Genomic DNA, 13,673 nt, shown 5'->3' with positions numbered 1-13,673 from the left:
CGGACTCAGAGTTCGTCCAGCGCGTCCGAGGTGATGTCGATGTCCATGTCGAACGGCACACCGAGCTTGAGCAGGTCGCGATGGGTTCCAGTGAGCGCGTACACCTTCGACACCGGATCGAGCTCGTAACTGCGCACGACAGGTTGCTGCTTGGCACCGCTCGTCTCGACGAGCCAGAAGTGCGGGATACCGGCGGCCGCGTACTTGTGCGGCTTGGTGTCACGGTCGCGGGCTTCGGAGTCCGGGGAGACGACCTCGACTGCGAGCAGGACGTCGGAGGCCTTGAAGCGGGTCTGCTCCCTGCCTGTGACGGCGTCGGAGCGCACGACGCTGATGTCGGGCTCGGGCCCGTTGCGCCGGTCCAGCACAACGGTCATTTCTCGACGAACCTTCACGCCCTTGGGTGCCGTGCGGCGCAGGCCGGCCACCAGCAGGTCGATCATGGTGCTGTGAAAATCCCGCTGCGGACTCACGAAAACCAGGCTCCCGTCGATCAGCTCGGTGTGCGGCGGGAGGTCGGGCAACGTGAACAGGTCGTCCACGGTGTATCCGTCCCGGGGCGGCACCGGCCAGCGGCAGCCGGGGTCGGCAGTCGGCTCGGCGGTCATGATTCCTCCCATGGGCGGGATTTTCGGCCTGCTTCCTCACCGTAGCTGCCGGATTCGGCGGACGTCATCACAAAGAGTGATCAAGGGTCCAGTGCGGCACGGAGGCTATCTCCGGTCCTCGACGGTTCAACCGTTCAGGCCACCGACAGCGTTGGTTCGTTCGAGCTAACGCGAAAGGCGCCATCGTTCACCGAGGACCGGGGCTCGCGGCAGTGTCGGCCCTGACCCGGTGCGCAAAGGCCGCGGGACAAAGGAGCAGGGGAGCTCGGATAACGTTGGTTCGCTTGAGCTAACTTCACCTCAACGGGAGTCCAACGTGAATCGCCCCGCCCGGCTCGCAGCAGCCGTGCTCACCGCATCCATGACCGTGTTGATGACCGCATGCGGGTCGGGAGGGGGCGCCTCGTCCTCCGACCCGATCAAGGGCGCGGGCAGCGGAAACGGGAACACATCGGCCAGCCCCTCCGCCTCGCCTTCGCAGGGCGGTGTCAAGCGGCCGGAGATCACGCTGTCCAAGGACTTCCAGGCGGACTTCGAGAACTGGACCAACAGCGATCCGAAGCTTCAGGCGATCCTGAACGACGGCCGCGAGCAACTCCGGGCGAAGTACGCCGCAGTCATCAACGCGGATCTGGACTCCGAGGCGGTGACCTTCTACAGCTCGGAAGCCACCCAGGTATCTGCTCGCAAGTGGATCAAGCAGTTCGTCGAAGGCGACAACGACATCATCGGCAGGGTCACTGCCTTCAACGCCAAGGCTCTCATCAGCGACACCGGCTCCGGCGTCCTCTTCTACTGCGTCGACGAGCGCCAGGCGTCCACGAAGAACCGCAAGACCGAAAAGGTCGTCAAGACTCCGGACAAGCCCGAATCTGTACTTCAGTATCGAACCCGGCTGGACAAATCCGCGCAGGGCGTGTGGAAGACGACGTCCGTGACCGTGGTGGCGGGGGGCTGCAGCCGATGAGGCCGGCTGCGAGGTCGGGTGTATTGATCGCCATCTCACTCTGCGCAGTGGTCTTGTCCTCCACAGCGGCGTACACCCTCGGCGATGAGGAGATCGAGCCGCCATCCTCGGGGGACGCATCCGGCGATGCATCCGGCACCACGCTGACAGCTTCGGCTACCACCACAGGTATCAAGGTAAAGCAGGTCAGCGGCGGTACCTCGGACGGCCCCACCAAGTCGCTCGCCCCGGTTGACCCCAACTGGGAGCCCCCGGCGTGCTGGTACGAGCCTGTGGCGACGTCCCAGCAGCTCAAGAGCGCCGTGGACCGTCTGAAGAAGAACCCCAACGAGAATCTGGTGCCGGTCACCCCCACGCTCAGTTGGGGGGAGGAATTGATGGTGGACCACTACGAGAAGGGACAGGACAACACCGACAGCGGGTACAGCTACAAGAACTACAACCTGGGCAAGAAGGGCAATTTCTGGCGCGGGGTGATCAACAAGAACCGGGAAGACGACCCCGAGTCCGCCGCATGTGAGCGGAACCTGTTCTGGCAGAACGCCAACACTCTCCCTGACGACGACCACGCTCCCACCCCGGACGTCCTCGCCGGCTACGCGTACGACAAGGTCAACGTCCCGCAGACCGAGGTCGAGTTGAAGCCCGCGGCCAGGTCGACCGTGAACCTGCCGACCTGGGTGTGGCTCGACAAGGCAGCCTTCAAGGAGGTCAGAGTCCGCGCCGAGCTGCCCGACGCCGGTGTCTGGGCGGAGACCACGGCCAAGCCGGTCGCCCTGCACCTGAGTCCCGGCACCGAGGACGCCGAGACCTACCCGGCCTCCGGCGACTGCGCGATCAACGACGACGGCTCCATCGGCACGCCGTACGCCAAGGGCGATGCGAGCCGGACTCCGCCGTGTGGCATCCGGTATCTGCGGGCCACGAACGGCACGCCGTACGAGCTCAAGGCGTCGGTGACGTGGCAGATCTCCTGGGAGGGCTCCGGCGGCACGCGGGGCGATCTGCCGGACGGGACCTTCGAGACGACCCAGGCGATGACGGTGCGGGAGATCCAGTCCGTCAACCGCTGAAGCCATGCGAGAAGATCGGGCGCCCTCCTGGTGAGGGCGCCCGGCTCTGGGCCTTACTGTCAGCGCACCCGCCGCGCACCCGCCGACGGGACCGCCTCGAACACCCGCGGTGCCGTGAAGCCCGCCGCCGCGAAGGCCTCTGTCACCGCCTTGGTGATGGCGTCGACGTCCGTCTCCTCCGCGAGGACGATCGCCGAGCCGCCGAAGCCGCCGCCGGTCATGCGGGCGCCCAGGGCGCCGGAGGTGAGGGCCGTGTCGACGACCAGGTCGAGTTCGGGGCAGGAGATGCGGAAGTCGTCGCGGAGGGAGGCGTGGCCCTCGACGAGGATCGGGCCGATCGCCCGGGTGTCGTCGCCCGATTCCAGCAGGGACACCACCCGTTCGACGCGCTCGTTCTCCGTGACGATGTGGCGAACCAGGCGGCGGACCTCCTCCTCGTCGCCCAGACGGGACAGCGCCGCGTCCAGTTCGCCGTAGGGGACGTCCCGGAGCGCGTTGACGCCCAGCAGGGCCGCGCCCTTCTCACAGCCCGCGCGGCGCTTGCCGTACTCGCCCTCGCTGTGGGAGTGCTTGACCTGCGTGTCGACCACGAGGAGGCGCATGCCCTCGGCCGCCAGGTCGAAGGGGATCTGCTTCTGGGAGAGGTCGCGGGTGTCGAGGAAGAGCGCGTGGCCCGCCTCGCAGCACGCCGACGCCGTCTGGTCCATGATGCCGACCGGGGCCCCGACGTAGACGTTCTCCGCGCGCTGGCACAGGCGGGCCAGCTGCCAGCCGCGCAGGCCGAGCGAGAACAGGTCGTTCAGGGCCAGTGCCACCACCACCTCCAGGGCCGCCGAGGAGGAGAGGCCCGCGCCCGAGGGGACCGTGGAGGACAGGTGGATATCCGCGCCCGTCACCGCGTGGCCTGCCTCGCGCAGGGCCCAGACCACACCCGCCGGGTACGCCGTCCAGTTCTTGTCCGACTCCGGAGACAGGTCGTCCAGACGGAGTTCGGCAACCCCGCCCTCGACGTCCGCCGAGTGCAGGCGCAGGACGCCGTCCTCGCGGCGTGACACCGCCGCCACCGCCGTGTGCGGCAGGGCGAACGGCATGACGAAGCCGTCGTTGTAGTCGGTGTGCTCGCCGATGAGGTTGACGCGGCCCGGTGCCGCCCATACCCCGTGCGGTTCAGCGCCGTACAGCTCGCCGAACCGTGCGGCGACCGTCTCCGCCACAGCCTCGCTCATGCCTGTTCCCTGACCCTTCGTACGTACTAGTTGCCGCGCCGCTGCGCGAAGTCCCACGCGTCCGCGACGATTCCCGCGAGATCCGCGCGGGACGGGTTCCAGCCCAGCTTCTCGCGGGCCGTGGCGGCCGAGGCCACCAGGACCGCCGGGTCGCCGCCCCGGCGGGGCGCGACCACTTCCGGGATCGGGTGGCCGGTCACGCTGCGGACCGTCTCGATGACCTCGCGGACCGAGAAGCCGTTGCCGTTGCCGAGGTTGCAGATGAGGTGCTCGCCGGGGGTGGCCGCCTTCAGGGCCAGCAGGTGGGCTTCGGCCAGGTCCGCCACATGGATGTAGTCGCGGACGCAGGTGCCGTCCGGCGTCGGGTAGTCGTCGCCGAAGACGGAGATCGCCTCACGCCTGCCCTGCGCGACCTGGAGGACCAGCGGGATCAGGTGGGACTCGGGGTCGTGGCGCTCGCCGTGCTCGCCGTAGGCGCCCGCGACGTTGAAGTAGCGCAGCGAGACCGCGCCCAGGCCGTGCGCCGCCGCCTCGCCGGTGATCATGTGGTCGACCGCGAGCTTCGTGGCGCCGTACGGGTTGGTCGGGGACGTGGGTGCCGACTCGACGATCGGGACCTGCTCCGGCTCGCCGTACGTCGCGGCCGTGGAGGAGAAGACGAGCCTGGCCACGCCCGCCTCGCGCATCGCGGCCAGCAGCGCCATGGTGCCGCCGACGTTGTTGTCCCAGTACTTCTCCGGCTTCACGACCGACTCGCCGACCTGCGAGAACGCGGCGAAGTGCAGAACGCCGTCGTACGAGGAGTCCAGCCATTTGGCGGCATCGCGGATGTCGCCCTCGATGAAATTGACGCCCGCCGGGACGCCCTCACGGAAGCCCGTGGAGAGGTTGTCCAGGACGACGACCTCGTGGCCCGCCTCCAGCAGGTGCTGGGCGACGACGCTGCCGACATAGCCCGCACCGCCTGTCACCAGGTACTTCCCGCTCATGAACTCGCTACCTCTCGCAGTCGCTCGGCCGCGCGCTCCGGCGGCACGTCGTTGATGAACACGTTCATGCCGGACTCGGAACCCGCGAGGAACTTCAGCTTGCCGGAAGTGCGGCGGATGGTGAAAAGCTCGAGGTGAAGCGCGAAGTCCTCACGCACGACCCCGTCGAACTCCTCCAGCGCGCCGAAAGGTGCCTGGTGCCAGGCCGCGATGTACGGCGTCGGAGGCTCGCCCTCACCGAAGATCCGGTCGAAGCGCCTCAAGAGTTCCAGATAGACCTTGGGAAACTCTGTGCGCGCGGCTTCGTCCAGGCCGAGCAGGTCGGGCACACGGCGCTTGGGGTAGAGGTGGACCTCGTAGGGCCAGTGCGCCGCGTATGGCACGAATGCCACCCAGTGTTCACCCTCCAGGATGACTCGCTCGTCGGCGAGTTCACGCTCCAGGACGGCGTCGAAGAGGTTCTCCCCGCCTGTCATCTCCTTGTGGGTCGCGACGGAGCGGAGCATCAGGGCGGTGCGCGGGGTGGTGAAGGGGTAGGCGTAGATCTGCCCGTGCGGGTGCTGGAGGGTCACACCGATCTCGGCACCGCGGTTCTCGAAGCAGAAGACCTGTTCGACGGAGGGGAGATGCGACAGCTCCGAGGTGCGGTCCGTCCACGCCTCCAGTACCAGGCCCGCCTGCTCCTCGGTGAGGCCGGCGAAGGAGACGTCGTGGTCGGAGGTGAAGCAGACGACCTCGCAGCGGCCCGAGTCACCGGCCAGCGAGGGGAAGCGGTTCTCGAACACGACGACGTCGTACGACGAGTCCGGGATCTCGCTCAGCCGGTCGCCCTCGGAGGGGCACAGGGGGCACTCGTCGGCCGGGGGGTGGTAGGTGCGGCCCTGGCGGTGCGAGGCGATGGCGACGGAGTCGCCGAGCAGGGGGTCGCGGCGGATCTCGGACGTCGTGACGGTGCGGTCCAGCGGGCGGCGGTCGACCGCGCCGCGCACGCTGTCGTCGCGCAGGTCGTAGTAGATGAGCTCGCGACCGTCGGCCAGCCGGGTCGAGGTCTTCTTCACGCCGGACTCCTCATCCTTCAAACATAACCAAACATATCAAAACATGAGTCCCCTCAAGCGTCAACATCACAATCCAACAAAGAGCATCAACGGGAGTGTTCAATAACTGAACACGGAGGCGTAGATTCCGCGGCGTATCGGTTCGCGCAACGAAGCGAGGGCTCATGCAGACCCCCACATATCTGTCGGCCGAGCTGCGACTCCCCACGAACTGGCTCGACTACACGCTCCTCGGCATCTACTTCGTCGTCGTCCTCGGCATCGGCTTCGCCGCCCGCCGTTCGGTGAAGACGAGTCTCGACTTCTTCCTCTCCGGCCGTTCCCTGCCCGCCTGGGTCACCGGTCTGGCCTTCATCGCCGCCAACCTCGGCGCCACCGAGATCCTGGGCATGGCCGCCAACAGCGCGCAGTACGGCGTCTACACGACGCACTGGTACTGGATCGGGGCCATCCCGGCCATGGTCTTCCTGGGCCTGGTGATGATGCCCTTCTACTACGGCTCCAAGGTCCGCTCGGTCCCCGAGTTCCTGCTCCTGCGCTTCGACAGGCCGGCGCATCTGCTGAGCTCGATCCTGTTCGCCTTCGCCGCGATCCTCATCGCCGGCGTCAACCTCTACGCCCTGGCCATCGTCGTCGAGGCGCTGCTGGGCTGGCCGGAGTGGGTGGCGATCGTCGTGGCCGGCTTCTTCGTCCTCGCCTACATCACCCTCGGCGGCCTGTCCTCGGCGATCTACAACGAGGTCCTGCAGTTCTTCGTCATCCTCGCCGCGCTCATCCCGATCGCGGTCCTCGGCCTGAAGAAGGTGGGCGGCTGGGACGGCCTGTCCGACTCCCTGACCGAGTCCCGCGGCGCCGACTTCATGACGTCCTGGGGCGGTACGGGCATCGGCAGCGACAACCCGCTGGGGGCGAACTGGCTGACGATCGTCCTCGGCCTCGGCTTCGTCCTCTCCTTCGGCTACTGGACGACGAACTTCGCCGAGGTGCAGCGCGCCCTGTCCGCCAAGAACCTCTCGGCGGCCCAGCGCACCCCGCTCATCGCCGCGTTCCCGAAGATCTTCATCGTGTTCCTGGTGATGATCCCGGGGCTGGTGGCCGCCGTCCTGGTCCCCAAGATCGGTACCTCCGGCTCGGACCTCCAGTACAACGACGCGATCCCGTACCTCATGGCGCAGCTGCTGCCGAACGGGGTGCTGGGCATCGCCGTCACCGGCCTCCTCGCGGCGTTCATGGCGGGCATGGCGGCGAACGTGTCGTCGTTCAACACGGTGTTCACGACGGACATCTGGGCGAAGTACGTCGTGCGGGGCCGCGAGGACGAGTACTACGTACGCTTCGGCCGCCTCATCACCGCGATCGGCGTCCTGGCCTCCATCGGCACGGCGTTCCTGGCGCGGTCCTTCTCGAACATCATGGCCTACCTCCAGACGCTGTTCTCCTTCTTCAACGTGCCGATGTTCGTCGTCTTCATCATCGGCATGTTCTGGAAGCGGGCGTCGATGAAGTCGGGCTTCTGGGGGCTGCTGGTGGGCACCACCGCCGCGATGATCAACTACTTCGTCCTCTACAAGCGGGACATCGTCGACATCCCCTCCGACCAGGGCGCCAACTTCGTCTCGGCGATCGCGGGGTTCGTCGCGGGCGCTGTCGTCATGGTGGCGGTGTCGCTCTTCACCGCGCCCAAGCCGGCCGAAGAACTCCAGGGGCTGGTCTACGGCACGACCTCACCGGGCATGGCGGAGCCGCCGGCGCCGGGGGACGAGGCCTGGTATCGCAAGCCGGCGCTGCTCGGGTGGGGCGCGGTCGTGCTGGCCGCGGCCTGCTACATCCCGTTCTCGTTCTGACCGTTCCCGTTCCGACCGAGGGAGGATTGACGTATGTCCGAGTTCTACTCCGACAAGGACGTGCAGCGGGAAGTCACCGAGCTGCAGAGCAAGTCGGCGACGGCCGCGCGGCTGTTCGACATCCGGCGCATCATCGGTGGGCTGTTCGTGGTGTACGGCGTGATCGTGACGATCGCGGGGTTCACGGCGTCCGACGCCGACATCGACAAGGCGGAGGGGGTCAACATCAACCTGTGGACCGGTCTCGGCATGTTGCTGCTCGGTCTGTTCTTCCTGGCGTGGCTGAAGCTGAGGCCTGCGGCTCCGGCGCCGCCCGGGGGTGAACCGGAGGACGAACTGAGGGGGTGACGGCGGGACGTCGGTGCTGGATGCACCGATGTGAACGCCGGCCCAGAGGCCAGGCCGTGTGAGAGCCGGGGGCGGCGGCTGAGTGCGATCCGCCCCCGCCAGCACATGGCCGGCAGGGGCGGGTCGGCGGGCCAGTCCACGGGCACGAGGAACGTCACCGAGACGTCAGGAAGCCGCTCCCAAGAGCGCGGTCGAGAGCGCCTCGCCCGTCATCTCAATGATGACGGCATCGTCCTGCATGCCCGCAGGGAGCTGACTGCGCTCCTCCTCGCGGCACACGATGCGGCCGGTAGTCGGATCGATGACGACCGCCCCCAGCCGGGAAACCAGCTCGGCAACGATGGCGAAGACGCCCCCTGCGTGAGGGCGCTCCACCAGAAGGCCGGTTTCGTCGGCCGAGATCTCGGCTTCGCTGCCGTCGGATGCCCGGATCCAGAACCGCAGGCTGCCGTCCTCGGCCACGGTGAGTCGCGGGTCCCCGACGTCGTGGGGCTCCAGAACTGCCCGCACCACGTCGAGGTCCGGCGGAACAGGTACGTCACCGCCGTCGACGAATTTATAGATCGACGGGCTGTAGCCCATGACCCTCCTTTCGACGTCCGGCCACCGAGATGCCCGGACTCCGGTTTTCTCAGCCTGTTACGGGCACGGGCCTGAACACGAACTTGATGCCTTCGATGCCGTTCAACCAGGGGATTTCTTCGGCACGAGCGCGGTGTGGCAGGAAAGAAGTCATGGGGTTTACCGGCCCGACAGTCACTAGCCCCGTGACATACCTAGGGGTTTCCTGTGTGCACCTCGTGGAAGTGACCTTGGGTCGAATGCCGCGCAGGGCTGAGATCGACCAGAAACCGACCTGCACCGCAACGTACGGCGCACAGCCGTCTCAGGCCTCCGGCCCCGGCTCCCGCGACACCGGCCCCGCCCGGTCCAGCAGCCCCGTCCGTGCCGCCAGGGCCGCCGCCTCCAGGCGGGAGCCCACGCCCAGTTTCATCAGGACGCGCTGGACGTGCGTGCGGGCCGTCGACGGTGCGATGCCCATGCCTGCCGCGATCAGGCGGGTGTCCTCGCCGTCGGCAACGCGGACCAGGACCTCCACCTCCCGCGGTGTGAGCATCTGGAGCAACCGCTGGCCCTCGTCGTCCGGTTGGGCCGCAGGGTTGAGCAACTCGCTGAACGCGCCCTGCAGAAGCTGGGGCGCCACCGCCGCCTCGCCCGCCCGGGCCTTCATGATCGCCCGTTCGACGCCCTCTATCCGCTCGTCATGCCGGACGTACCCGGCCGCCCCGGCCGCGAACGCCGCCGCGATCCCCCGCGGACTGGGCACAGGACCCAGCACCAGCACCGCCACCTGCGGCCGCTCCCGCTTGATCCGCACCACCGGGTCGAAGATGCCCGGCTCCGCCGGCGTGGCCGTGCCCAGCAGGCACACCTCCGGCGCCCGTGTGATCACCAGCTCCGCCGCCCCCGCGGCCGGCGCCGCCGCGGCCAGCACCCGGTGCCCCCGCAGCTTCAGCGCGGACGCCAGCGCCTCGGCCAGCAAACGGTGGTCGTCGACCACCATGAGCCGCACTCCCATCGAGTAACCCCCCAGTCACCCCGGTCCCCCAGATGGAAGCCCCCCGGCTCCCCGCCTTCATGCCCCCGGAAGCTACACGCTTGTTCGACGTTGCGCTCCCCTACCCGCGAGAATCGCCCCGGATCGCCGAAATTCCTCTCATTCGAGGTTGACTGAGCCAAACGCGAACGGTCCCGCCCCTGAACAGGGACGGGACCGAAGGCAACCTCAGTCGATCACCAGATGATCATCGGACGATCAGCCTGTACCGAACCCGACCGCCAGGTACTCCTTGTCACCCGACGAGGGCCGCTTGCTCGCGTACACCTTGGACATGTACAGGTGCCCCTCGGCGTACAGGAACTCCGAGTAGTCCGGCGACATGCTGGTCTCCACGTCGCGCACCTGCTCCGTCGCGGGGTTCTCCAGCAGCTTCGTCTGCTTGAAGCTGCCCCCGTCGATGCTCACGATCTGACCGCCCTTGTCGTACGGCGGCCGCTTGTACGCGATCAGGTTGCCGCCGTCCATGCGCAGCGGCGAGATCGTGTAGCCGTCACCCGCGTCGGCCCGCTGCCCGGTCTGCTTGCCGGTGGCGAGGTCGAAGGCGACGATCTCGTTGGTCTGGCTGTACTCGCCCTTGCCGTCGTGCTCCTCGGTCGGGATGTACAGCCGGTCGCCGCCGACGGCCAGCTGGTTGCAGTACTCGATGCGGGTGATGCCCTCGCAGCGCGCCGCGAACTGCTCGCCCGGAGCCGAGATGCGCGTCCGCAGCTTGCCGGTCTTGTTGTCGATGGAGAAGAAGTCCGAGATGCCGCTGCCGTCGCCCGCGGAGTCGCCGACGTCGGCGGCCACCACGAGCGGGTTGGTCGACACGATGCTGGCGTACTCGATGCCCTCGGCCATCTTGTACTCCGAGATCACCTTCCCCGACTTCGGGTCGATGGTCTGAATGTGCAGCTGCCGCTGCTCGTACGAGCCGCACTTGCGCACCGCGACCAGCTTCTCGCCGCCGCCGTACCCGGCGTCGTAGCAGGAGTCGCTCGGCTTTGGGCTCCACAGCGGCTTGCCGGAGATGTCGAAGGCGGCGCCGCCGCTGCTGCTGCCGACGGCGACGGTCTTGCCGCTGATCGTGACGTTGTCGAAACTGATCAGCTGGTCACCGGTCTTGGCCGTCTTCGTCCACAGCTCCTTACCCGCGTCGAGATCGATCAAGGCGACCTGGCTGCACCCGTGCGAGGGGTCGGCCTTGGTCGGCATCGCGGGCTGGTAGAGGATCGCCGTCTTGTTGTCCTCGGTGACATGGCGGCTGGCCTGGCAGACGGGGCCGTCCAGCGGGATCGTCCACTGCTTGGTGCCCTTGTCGCGGTCGTAGCCGACGATCTGGGCGATGCCGCTCTTGGCGTACGTCTTGTCGGTGAGCCAGGAGCCGGAGACGACGACCGTGCTGTCGTTCTTCACCTCGGGCGCCGGGACCTGGAAGAGGACCTTGGCGCCGGGGTCGGAGGGTGCCTTCTCCTTGCCGCCGGAGGTGGTGCCGCCGTTGCCGTCGTCCGTGCCGCCGGTGGTGCCGCCGGAGCTGGCGGTGTCGTCCTTCTTGCCGTCGTCCTTGGACGAGGAGTACCAGACGCCGCCGCCGATGATCAGGGCGATCGCCACGACCGCGGCGACGATGATCGCCAGCTGCGCGTTGAACTTCTTGCCGCCGCCGGGCTGTCCCGGCTGTCCCGGCTGCCCCGGCTGCCCCGGATATCCGGGCTGCGGCTGGAGCGGCATGGTCCCCTGCGGATAGCCGTAACCGGGCTGACCGTAGCCCGGCTGCCCCGGCTGCCCCGGCTGCCCCGGTTGTCCCGGCTGCCCCGGCTGTCCGTACGGCGCCTGCGGCGGCTGACCGGGGTAGCCGTAGCCGGGCGGCGGCGGTCCTTGCGGAGCCTGCGGCGGCTGGGGCGGCGTCTGGGGAGCCTGCGGATAGCCGTACCCCGGCTGCGGGGGCTGGCCCTGGGGCGGCCCGAAGCCTCCACCGGAGGGGGGCTGCTGGGGTGGCGGGGGCGGCGGCTGGGTCATGACGTGAGCACCTCGGGGATGGGGAGGGAAGACGACGAAGAGGGGAGAGAAGCGGGGAGAGGAGTCACTTGCCGTAGGCCAGCATCAACTTCTCCTTCGTGTCGTCGTTTCCGCTCAGCCGCGTGGTCGAGATGTAGAAGCGCCCGCCGGCCCAGTCGAGGTCCTTGGAGAAGAAGCCGTTCTCGATGTCCGCGGCGCCCTGCGGGTTCTGCAGCAGCTTGACCGGCTTGTGGGCGCTGCCGCCGGTCGGGATGGACACGATCTGGCCGCCCGCGTCGTACGAGGGCTCGACGTAGGCGATGAGCTTGCCGCCCTCGACCTTCATCGGCAGCATCGACTCGTCGGCCGGGGACTTCACCCGCCACTTCTCCTTGCCGTTGGCGAGGTTGACCGCGACGATCTCGTTGGCGCCGGTGGTCGCCTCGGTCGGCAGGTAGAGCGTGGAGTCGTCGACGGCGACGCCCTGGCAGCCCTGGAGGTCACGCTCGAGGATGGCCCAGCCGCACTCGGGGGCGAAGTCCTCGTCGAAGCCGACCTGGGAGCGGAACTTGCCGCCCGAGGTGAAGGTGGAGATGTTCCAGGACTTCTTGTCCTCGTTGGTGCTGTAGATGACCAGCGGGCTCACGGAGTAGGCGCGCGCGACCCGCCAGCCCTTGTCGAACTTCTGGGTCCACTGGACCTTGCCGGTGCGCGGGTCGAGCTGCTGCACCTCGTCGTGCTCGTTGTTGCCGCCGGCGCCGCAGGAGGAGACGGCGATCAGCTTCTCGCCGCCCGCGAACGCGGCGGGGAAGCAGGACTCGCCGTAGCGCTTCTTGTCGAAGAGCTTGTCGCCGTTGGTGACGTCGTACGCCGTGCCGGACTGGGAGCGGCCCACCATCAGCGTGTTGCCGGTGACGGACAGTTCGACGGAGAGCGTGGAGTCGAACAGGGCGCCGTCGGCGACCTCTTCCTTCCAGCCCTTCTCGCCGGTGCTGAGGTCGATCTCCTGGAGCTGGTTGCACTTGGCGCGGTCGCTGCTGCCGCTCATATAGGCGACGACGATCTTGTCGTCGGCCGTCTTCTCCGGAGTGGTCGCGCAGATCTTCTGGGGGAAGGTGATCGTGTCCCAGGCCGGCTTGCCGTCGCCGACGTTGTAGGCGAAGAGCTGCTTGTACGCGGCCTTTACAGCGGTCTTGTCGGTGATCCACATGCCGGCGGCGTCGGCGCCGGACTTGGGTGCGTCGGGCGCCTCCTTGTACCAGAGGACCTTGGACTCGCCGGCCTGGCGGCCCTCGTTGAGGTTCTCCGGGTCCTCGCCGCCGTCGCCGCGGCCGTCACCCGGGTTGACCGGGTCGGAGGCGCCGCCCTTGGAGTCGTCGCTCTGCTGGGCGACCGGCTTCTTCTTGCCCTTGCCGCCGTCGCCGCCGGTGACCGCCCACACCGTGCCGCCGACCACGAGCAGCGCGGCGACCGCGGCGCCGATGATCAGGGCGGGCTTGCCCTTGAAGGGGTTGCCCGAGCCGCCCCCGGGCGGGGTGCCAGGTGCGCCGGGGTACTGCGGCTGGGGCGGGTAGCCGTAGCCGGGCTGGCCGTACGGACCCGGCTGCTGCGGCTGGCCGTAGGGGCCGGAGTTGTACGGGCCGGGCTGGCCGTAAGGGCCCGGCTGCTGCGGAGGCTGCTGCGGATAGCCGTACCCCGGCTGCGGAGGCGGCGGCATCTGCGGCGGGCCCTGCGGGGGCGGCGGCGTCTGGGGCGGGCCCTGGGGCGGCGGCGGGGTCTGCGGTGCCCCGAAGCCACCTCCCTGCGGCGGCTGGTTCTGCGCTCCGAAGCCACCCTGCGGTGGCTGACTGGGCGGCTGAGTCATCAGCGGCTCCCCCGTTCGATCACTGATTTTTAGCCACGCCCTGAGGTACGCGATCGGCTCAGAGTCGTTTCATAAAGTTCTAAGACGGCTCTTTCTAT

General features: G+C 68.3%; 12 protein-coding genes. 4 read left to right on the top strand and 8 right to left on the bottom strand.

Annotated elements, in window-relative coordinates; translation table 11 throughout:
* Positions 1-5: 5 nt before the first annotated feature.
* Positions 6-608 (bottom strand): Uma2 family endonuclease, encoded by a 603-nt coding sequence (locus AC07DF_RS28910; protein ID WP_478977949.1) that lies wholly within the window; start codon positions 606-608, stop codon positions 6-8.
* A gap of 346 nt (positions 609-954) precedes the next feature.
* Here AC07DF_RS28910 and AC07DF_RS28905 point away from each other — a divergent pair, with 346 nt between their 5' ends.
* Positions 955-1,575, top strand: a complete 621-nt coding sequence (locus AC07DF_RS28905) for a hypothetical protein (protein WP_478977564.1) — start codon at positions 955-957, stop codon at positions 1,573-1,575.
* Complete coding sequence (locus AC07DF_RS28900) at positions 1,572-2,648, top strand: hypothetical protein (protein ID WP_478977561.1); 1,077 nt, start codon at positions 1,572-1,574, stop codon at positions 2,646-2,648. The genes AC07DF_RS28905 and AC07DF_RS28900 overlap by 4 nt, the downstream gene beginning before the upstream one ends.
* A 59-nt stretch (positions 2,649-2,707) precedes the next feature.
* On the opposite strand, the gene galK is transcribed toward AC07DF_RS28900, so the two are convergent.
* Genes galK through galT form a run of 3 tightly spaced genes read right to left on the bottom strand, consistent with a single transcriptional unit; the run spans position 2,708 to position 5,921 of the window.
* Positions 2,708-3,874 (bottom strand): galactokinase, encoded by a 1,167-nt coding sequence (gene galK / locus AC07DF_RS28895; protein WP_478977558.1) that lies wholly within the window; start codon positions 3,872-3,874, stop codon positions 2,708-2,710.
* A gap of 26 nt (positions 3,875-3,900) precedes the next feature.
* Positions 3,901-4,863: a UDP-glucose 4-epimerase GalE gene (gene galE, locus AC07DF_RS28890; protein WP_478977555.1), complete on the bottom strand. Its 963-nt coding sequence runs from the start codon at positions 4,861-4,863 to the stop codon at positions 3,901-3,903.
* Positions 4,860-5,921, bottom strand: coding sequence for a galactose-1-phosphate uridylyltransferase (gene galT, locus AC07DF_RS28885; RefSeq protein ID WP_478977552.1), 1,062 nt, complete (start codon positions 5,919-5,921; stop codon positions 4,860-4,862). Before galT ends, galE begins: the two co-directional genes overlap by 4 nt.
* A 164-nt stretch (positions 5,922-6,085) precedes the next feature.
* Between galT and AC07DF_RS28880 the strand changes: the two genes are divergently transcribed.
* Complete coding sequence (locus AC07DF_RS28880) at positions 6,086-7,765, top strand: sodium:solute symporter family protein (protein WP_478977549.1); 1,680 nt, start codon at positions 6,086-6,088, stop codon at positions 7,763-7,765.
* Positions 7,766-7,798: 33 nt separating this feature from the next.
* Entirely contained in the window at positions 7,799-8,113 is a 315-nt protein-coding gene (locus AC07DF_RS28875; RefSeq protein ID WP_478977546.1) for a hypothetical protein, read from the top strand.
* 165 nt (positions 8,114-8,278) lie between these two features.
* Here AC07DF_RS28875 and AC07DF_RS28870 read toward each other — a convergent pair whose 3' ends face one another.
* The 4 genes from AC07DF_RS28870 to AC07DF_RS28855 all read right to left on the bottom strand — a co-directional run bounded on the left by AC07DF_RS28870 (position 8,279) and on the right by AC07DF_RS28855 (position 13,575).
* Complete coding sequence (locus tag AC07DF_RS28870) at positions 8,279-8,695, bottom strand: hypothetical protein (protein ID WP_478977543.1); 417 nt, start codon at positions 8,693-8,695, stop codon at positions 8,279-8,281.
* A gap of 304 nt (positions 8,696-8,999) precedes the next feature.
* Entirely contained in the window at positions 9,000-9,692 is a 693-nt protein-coding gene (locus tag AC07DF_RS28865) for a helix-turn-helix transcriptional regulator (RefSeq protein ID WP_478977540.1), read from the bottom strand.
* Between the two features lie 237 nt (positions 9,693-9,929).
* Positions 9,930-11,732, bottom strand: a complete 1,803-nt coding sequence (locus AC07DF_RS28860; protein ID WP_478977537.1) for an outer membrane protein assembly factor BamB family protein — start codon at positions 11,730-11,732, stop codon at positions 9,930-9,932.
* A gap of 64 nt (positions 11,733-11,796) precedes the next feature.
* Positions 11,797-13,575: an outer membrane protein assembly factor BamB family protein gene (locus tag AC07DF_RS28855; RefSeq protein WP_478977534.1), complete on the bottom strand. Its 1,779-nt coding sequence runs from the start codon at positions 13,573-13,575 to the stop codon at positions 11,797-11,799.
* Positions 13,576-13,673: the final 98 nt, after the last annotated feature.

This window comes from Streptomyces sp. NPDC044719, from assembly GCF_056433405.1.
The sequence above is the reverse complement of the archived record's forward strand: the minus strand, read 5'-3'. Positions and strand labels throughout refer to the sequence as shown.

Excerpts from the sequence above, each read along its gene's own strand:
- AC07DF_RS28910 (WP_478977949.1), bottom strand. The coding sequence starts at position 608 with ATGACCGCCGAGCCGACTGCCGACCCCGGCTGCCGCTGGCCGGTGCCG.
- AC07DF_RS28900 (WP_478977561.1), top strand. The coding sequence starts at position 1,572 with ATGAGGCCGGCTGCGAGGTCGGGTGTATTGATCGCCATCTCACTCTGC.
- galK (WP_478977558.1), bottom strand. The coding sequence starts at position 3,874 with ATGAGCGAGGCTGTGGCGGAGACGGTCGCCGCACGGTTCGGCGAGCTG.
- galE (WP_478977555.1), bottom strand. The coding sequence starts at position 4,863 with ATGAGCGGGAAGTACCTGGTGACAGGCGGTGCGGGCTATGTCGGCAGC.
- AC07DF_RS28880 (WP_478977549.1), top strand. The coding sequence starts at position 6,086 with ATGCAGACCCCCACATATCTGTCGGCCGAGCTGCGACTCCCCACGAAC.
- AC07DF_RS28875 (WP_478977546.1), top strand. The coding sequence starts at position 7,799 with ATGTCCGAGTTCTACTCCGACAAGGACGTGCAGCGGGAAGTCACCGAG.
- AC07DF_RS28870 (WP_478977543.1), bottom strand. The coding sequence starts at position 8,695 with ATGGGCTACAGCCCGTCGATCTATAAATTCGTCGACGGCGGTGACGTA.
- AC07DF_RS28865 (WP_478977540.1), bottom strand. The coding sequence starts at position 9,692 with ATGGGAGTGCGGCTCATGGTGGTCGACGACCACCGTTTGCTGGCCGAG.
- AC07DF_RS28860 (WP_478977537.1), bottom strand. The coding sequence starts at position 11,732 with ATGACCCAGCCGCCGCCCCCGCCACCCCAGCAGCCCCCCTCCGGTGGA.
- AC07DF_RS28855 (WP_478977534.1), bottom strand. The coding sequence starts at position 13,575 with ATGACTCAGCCGCCCAGTCAGCCACCGCAGGGTGGCTTCGGAGCGCAG.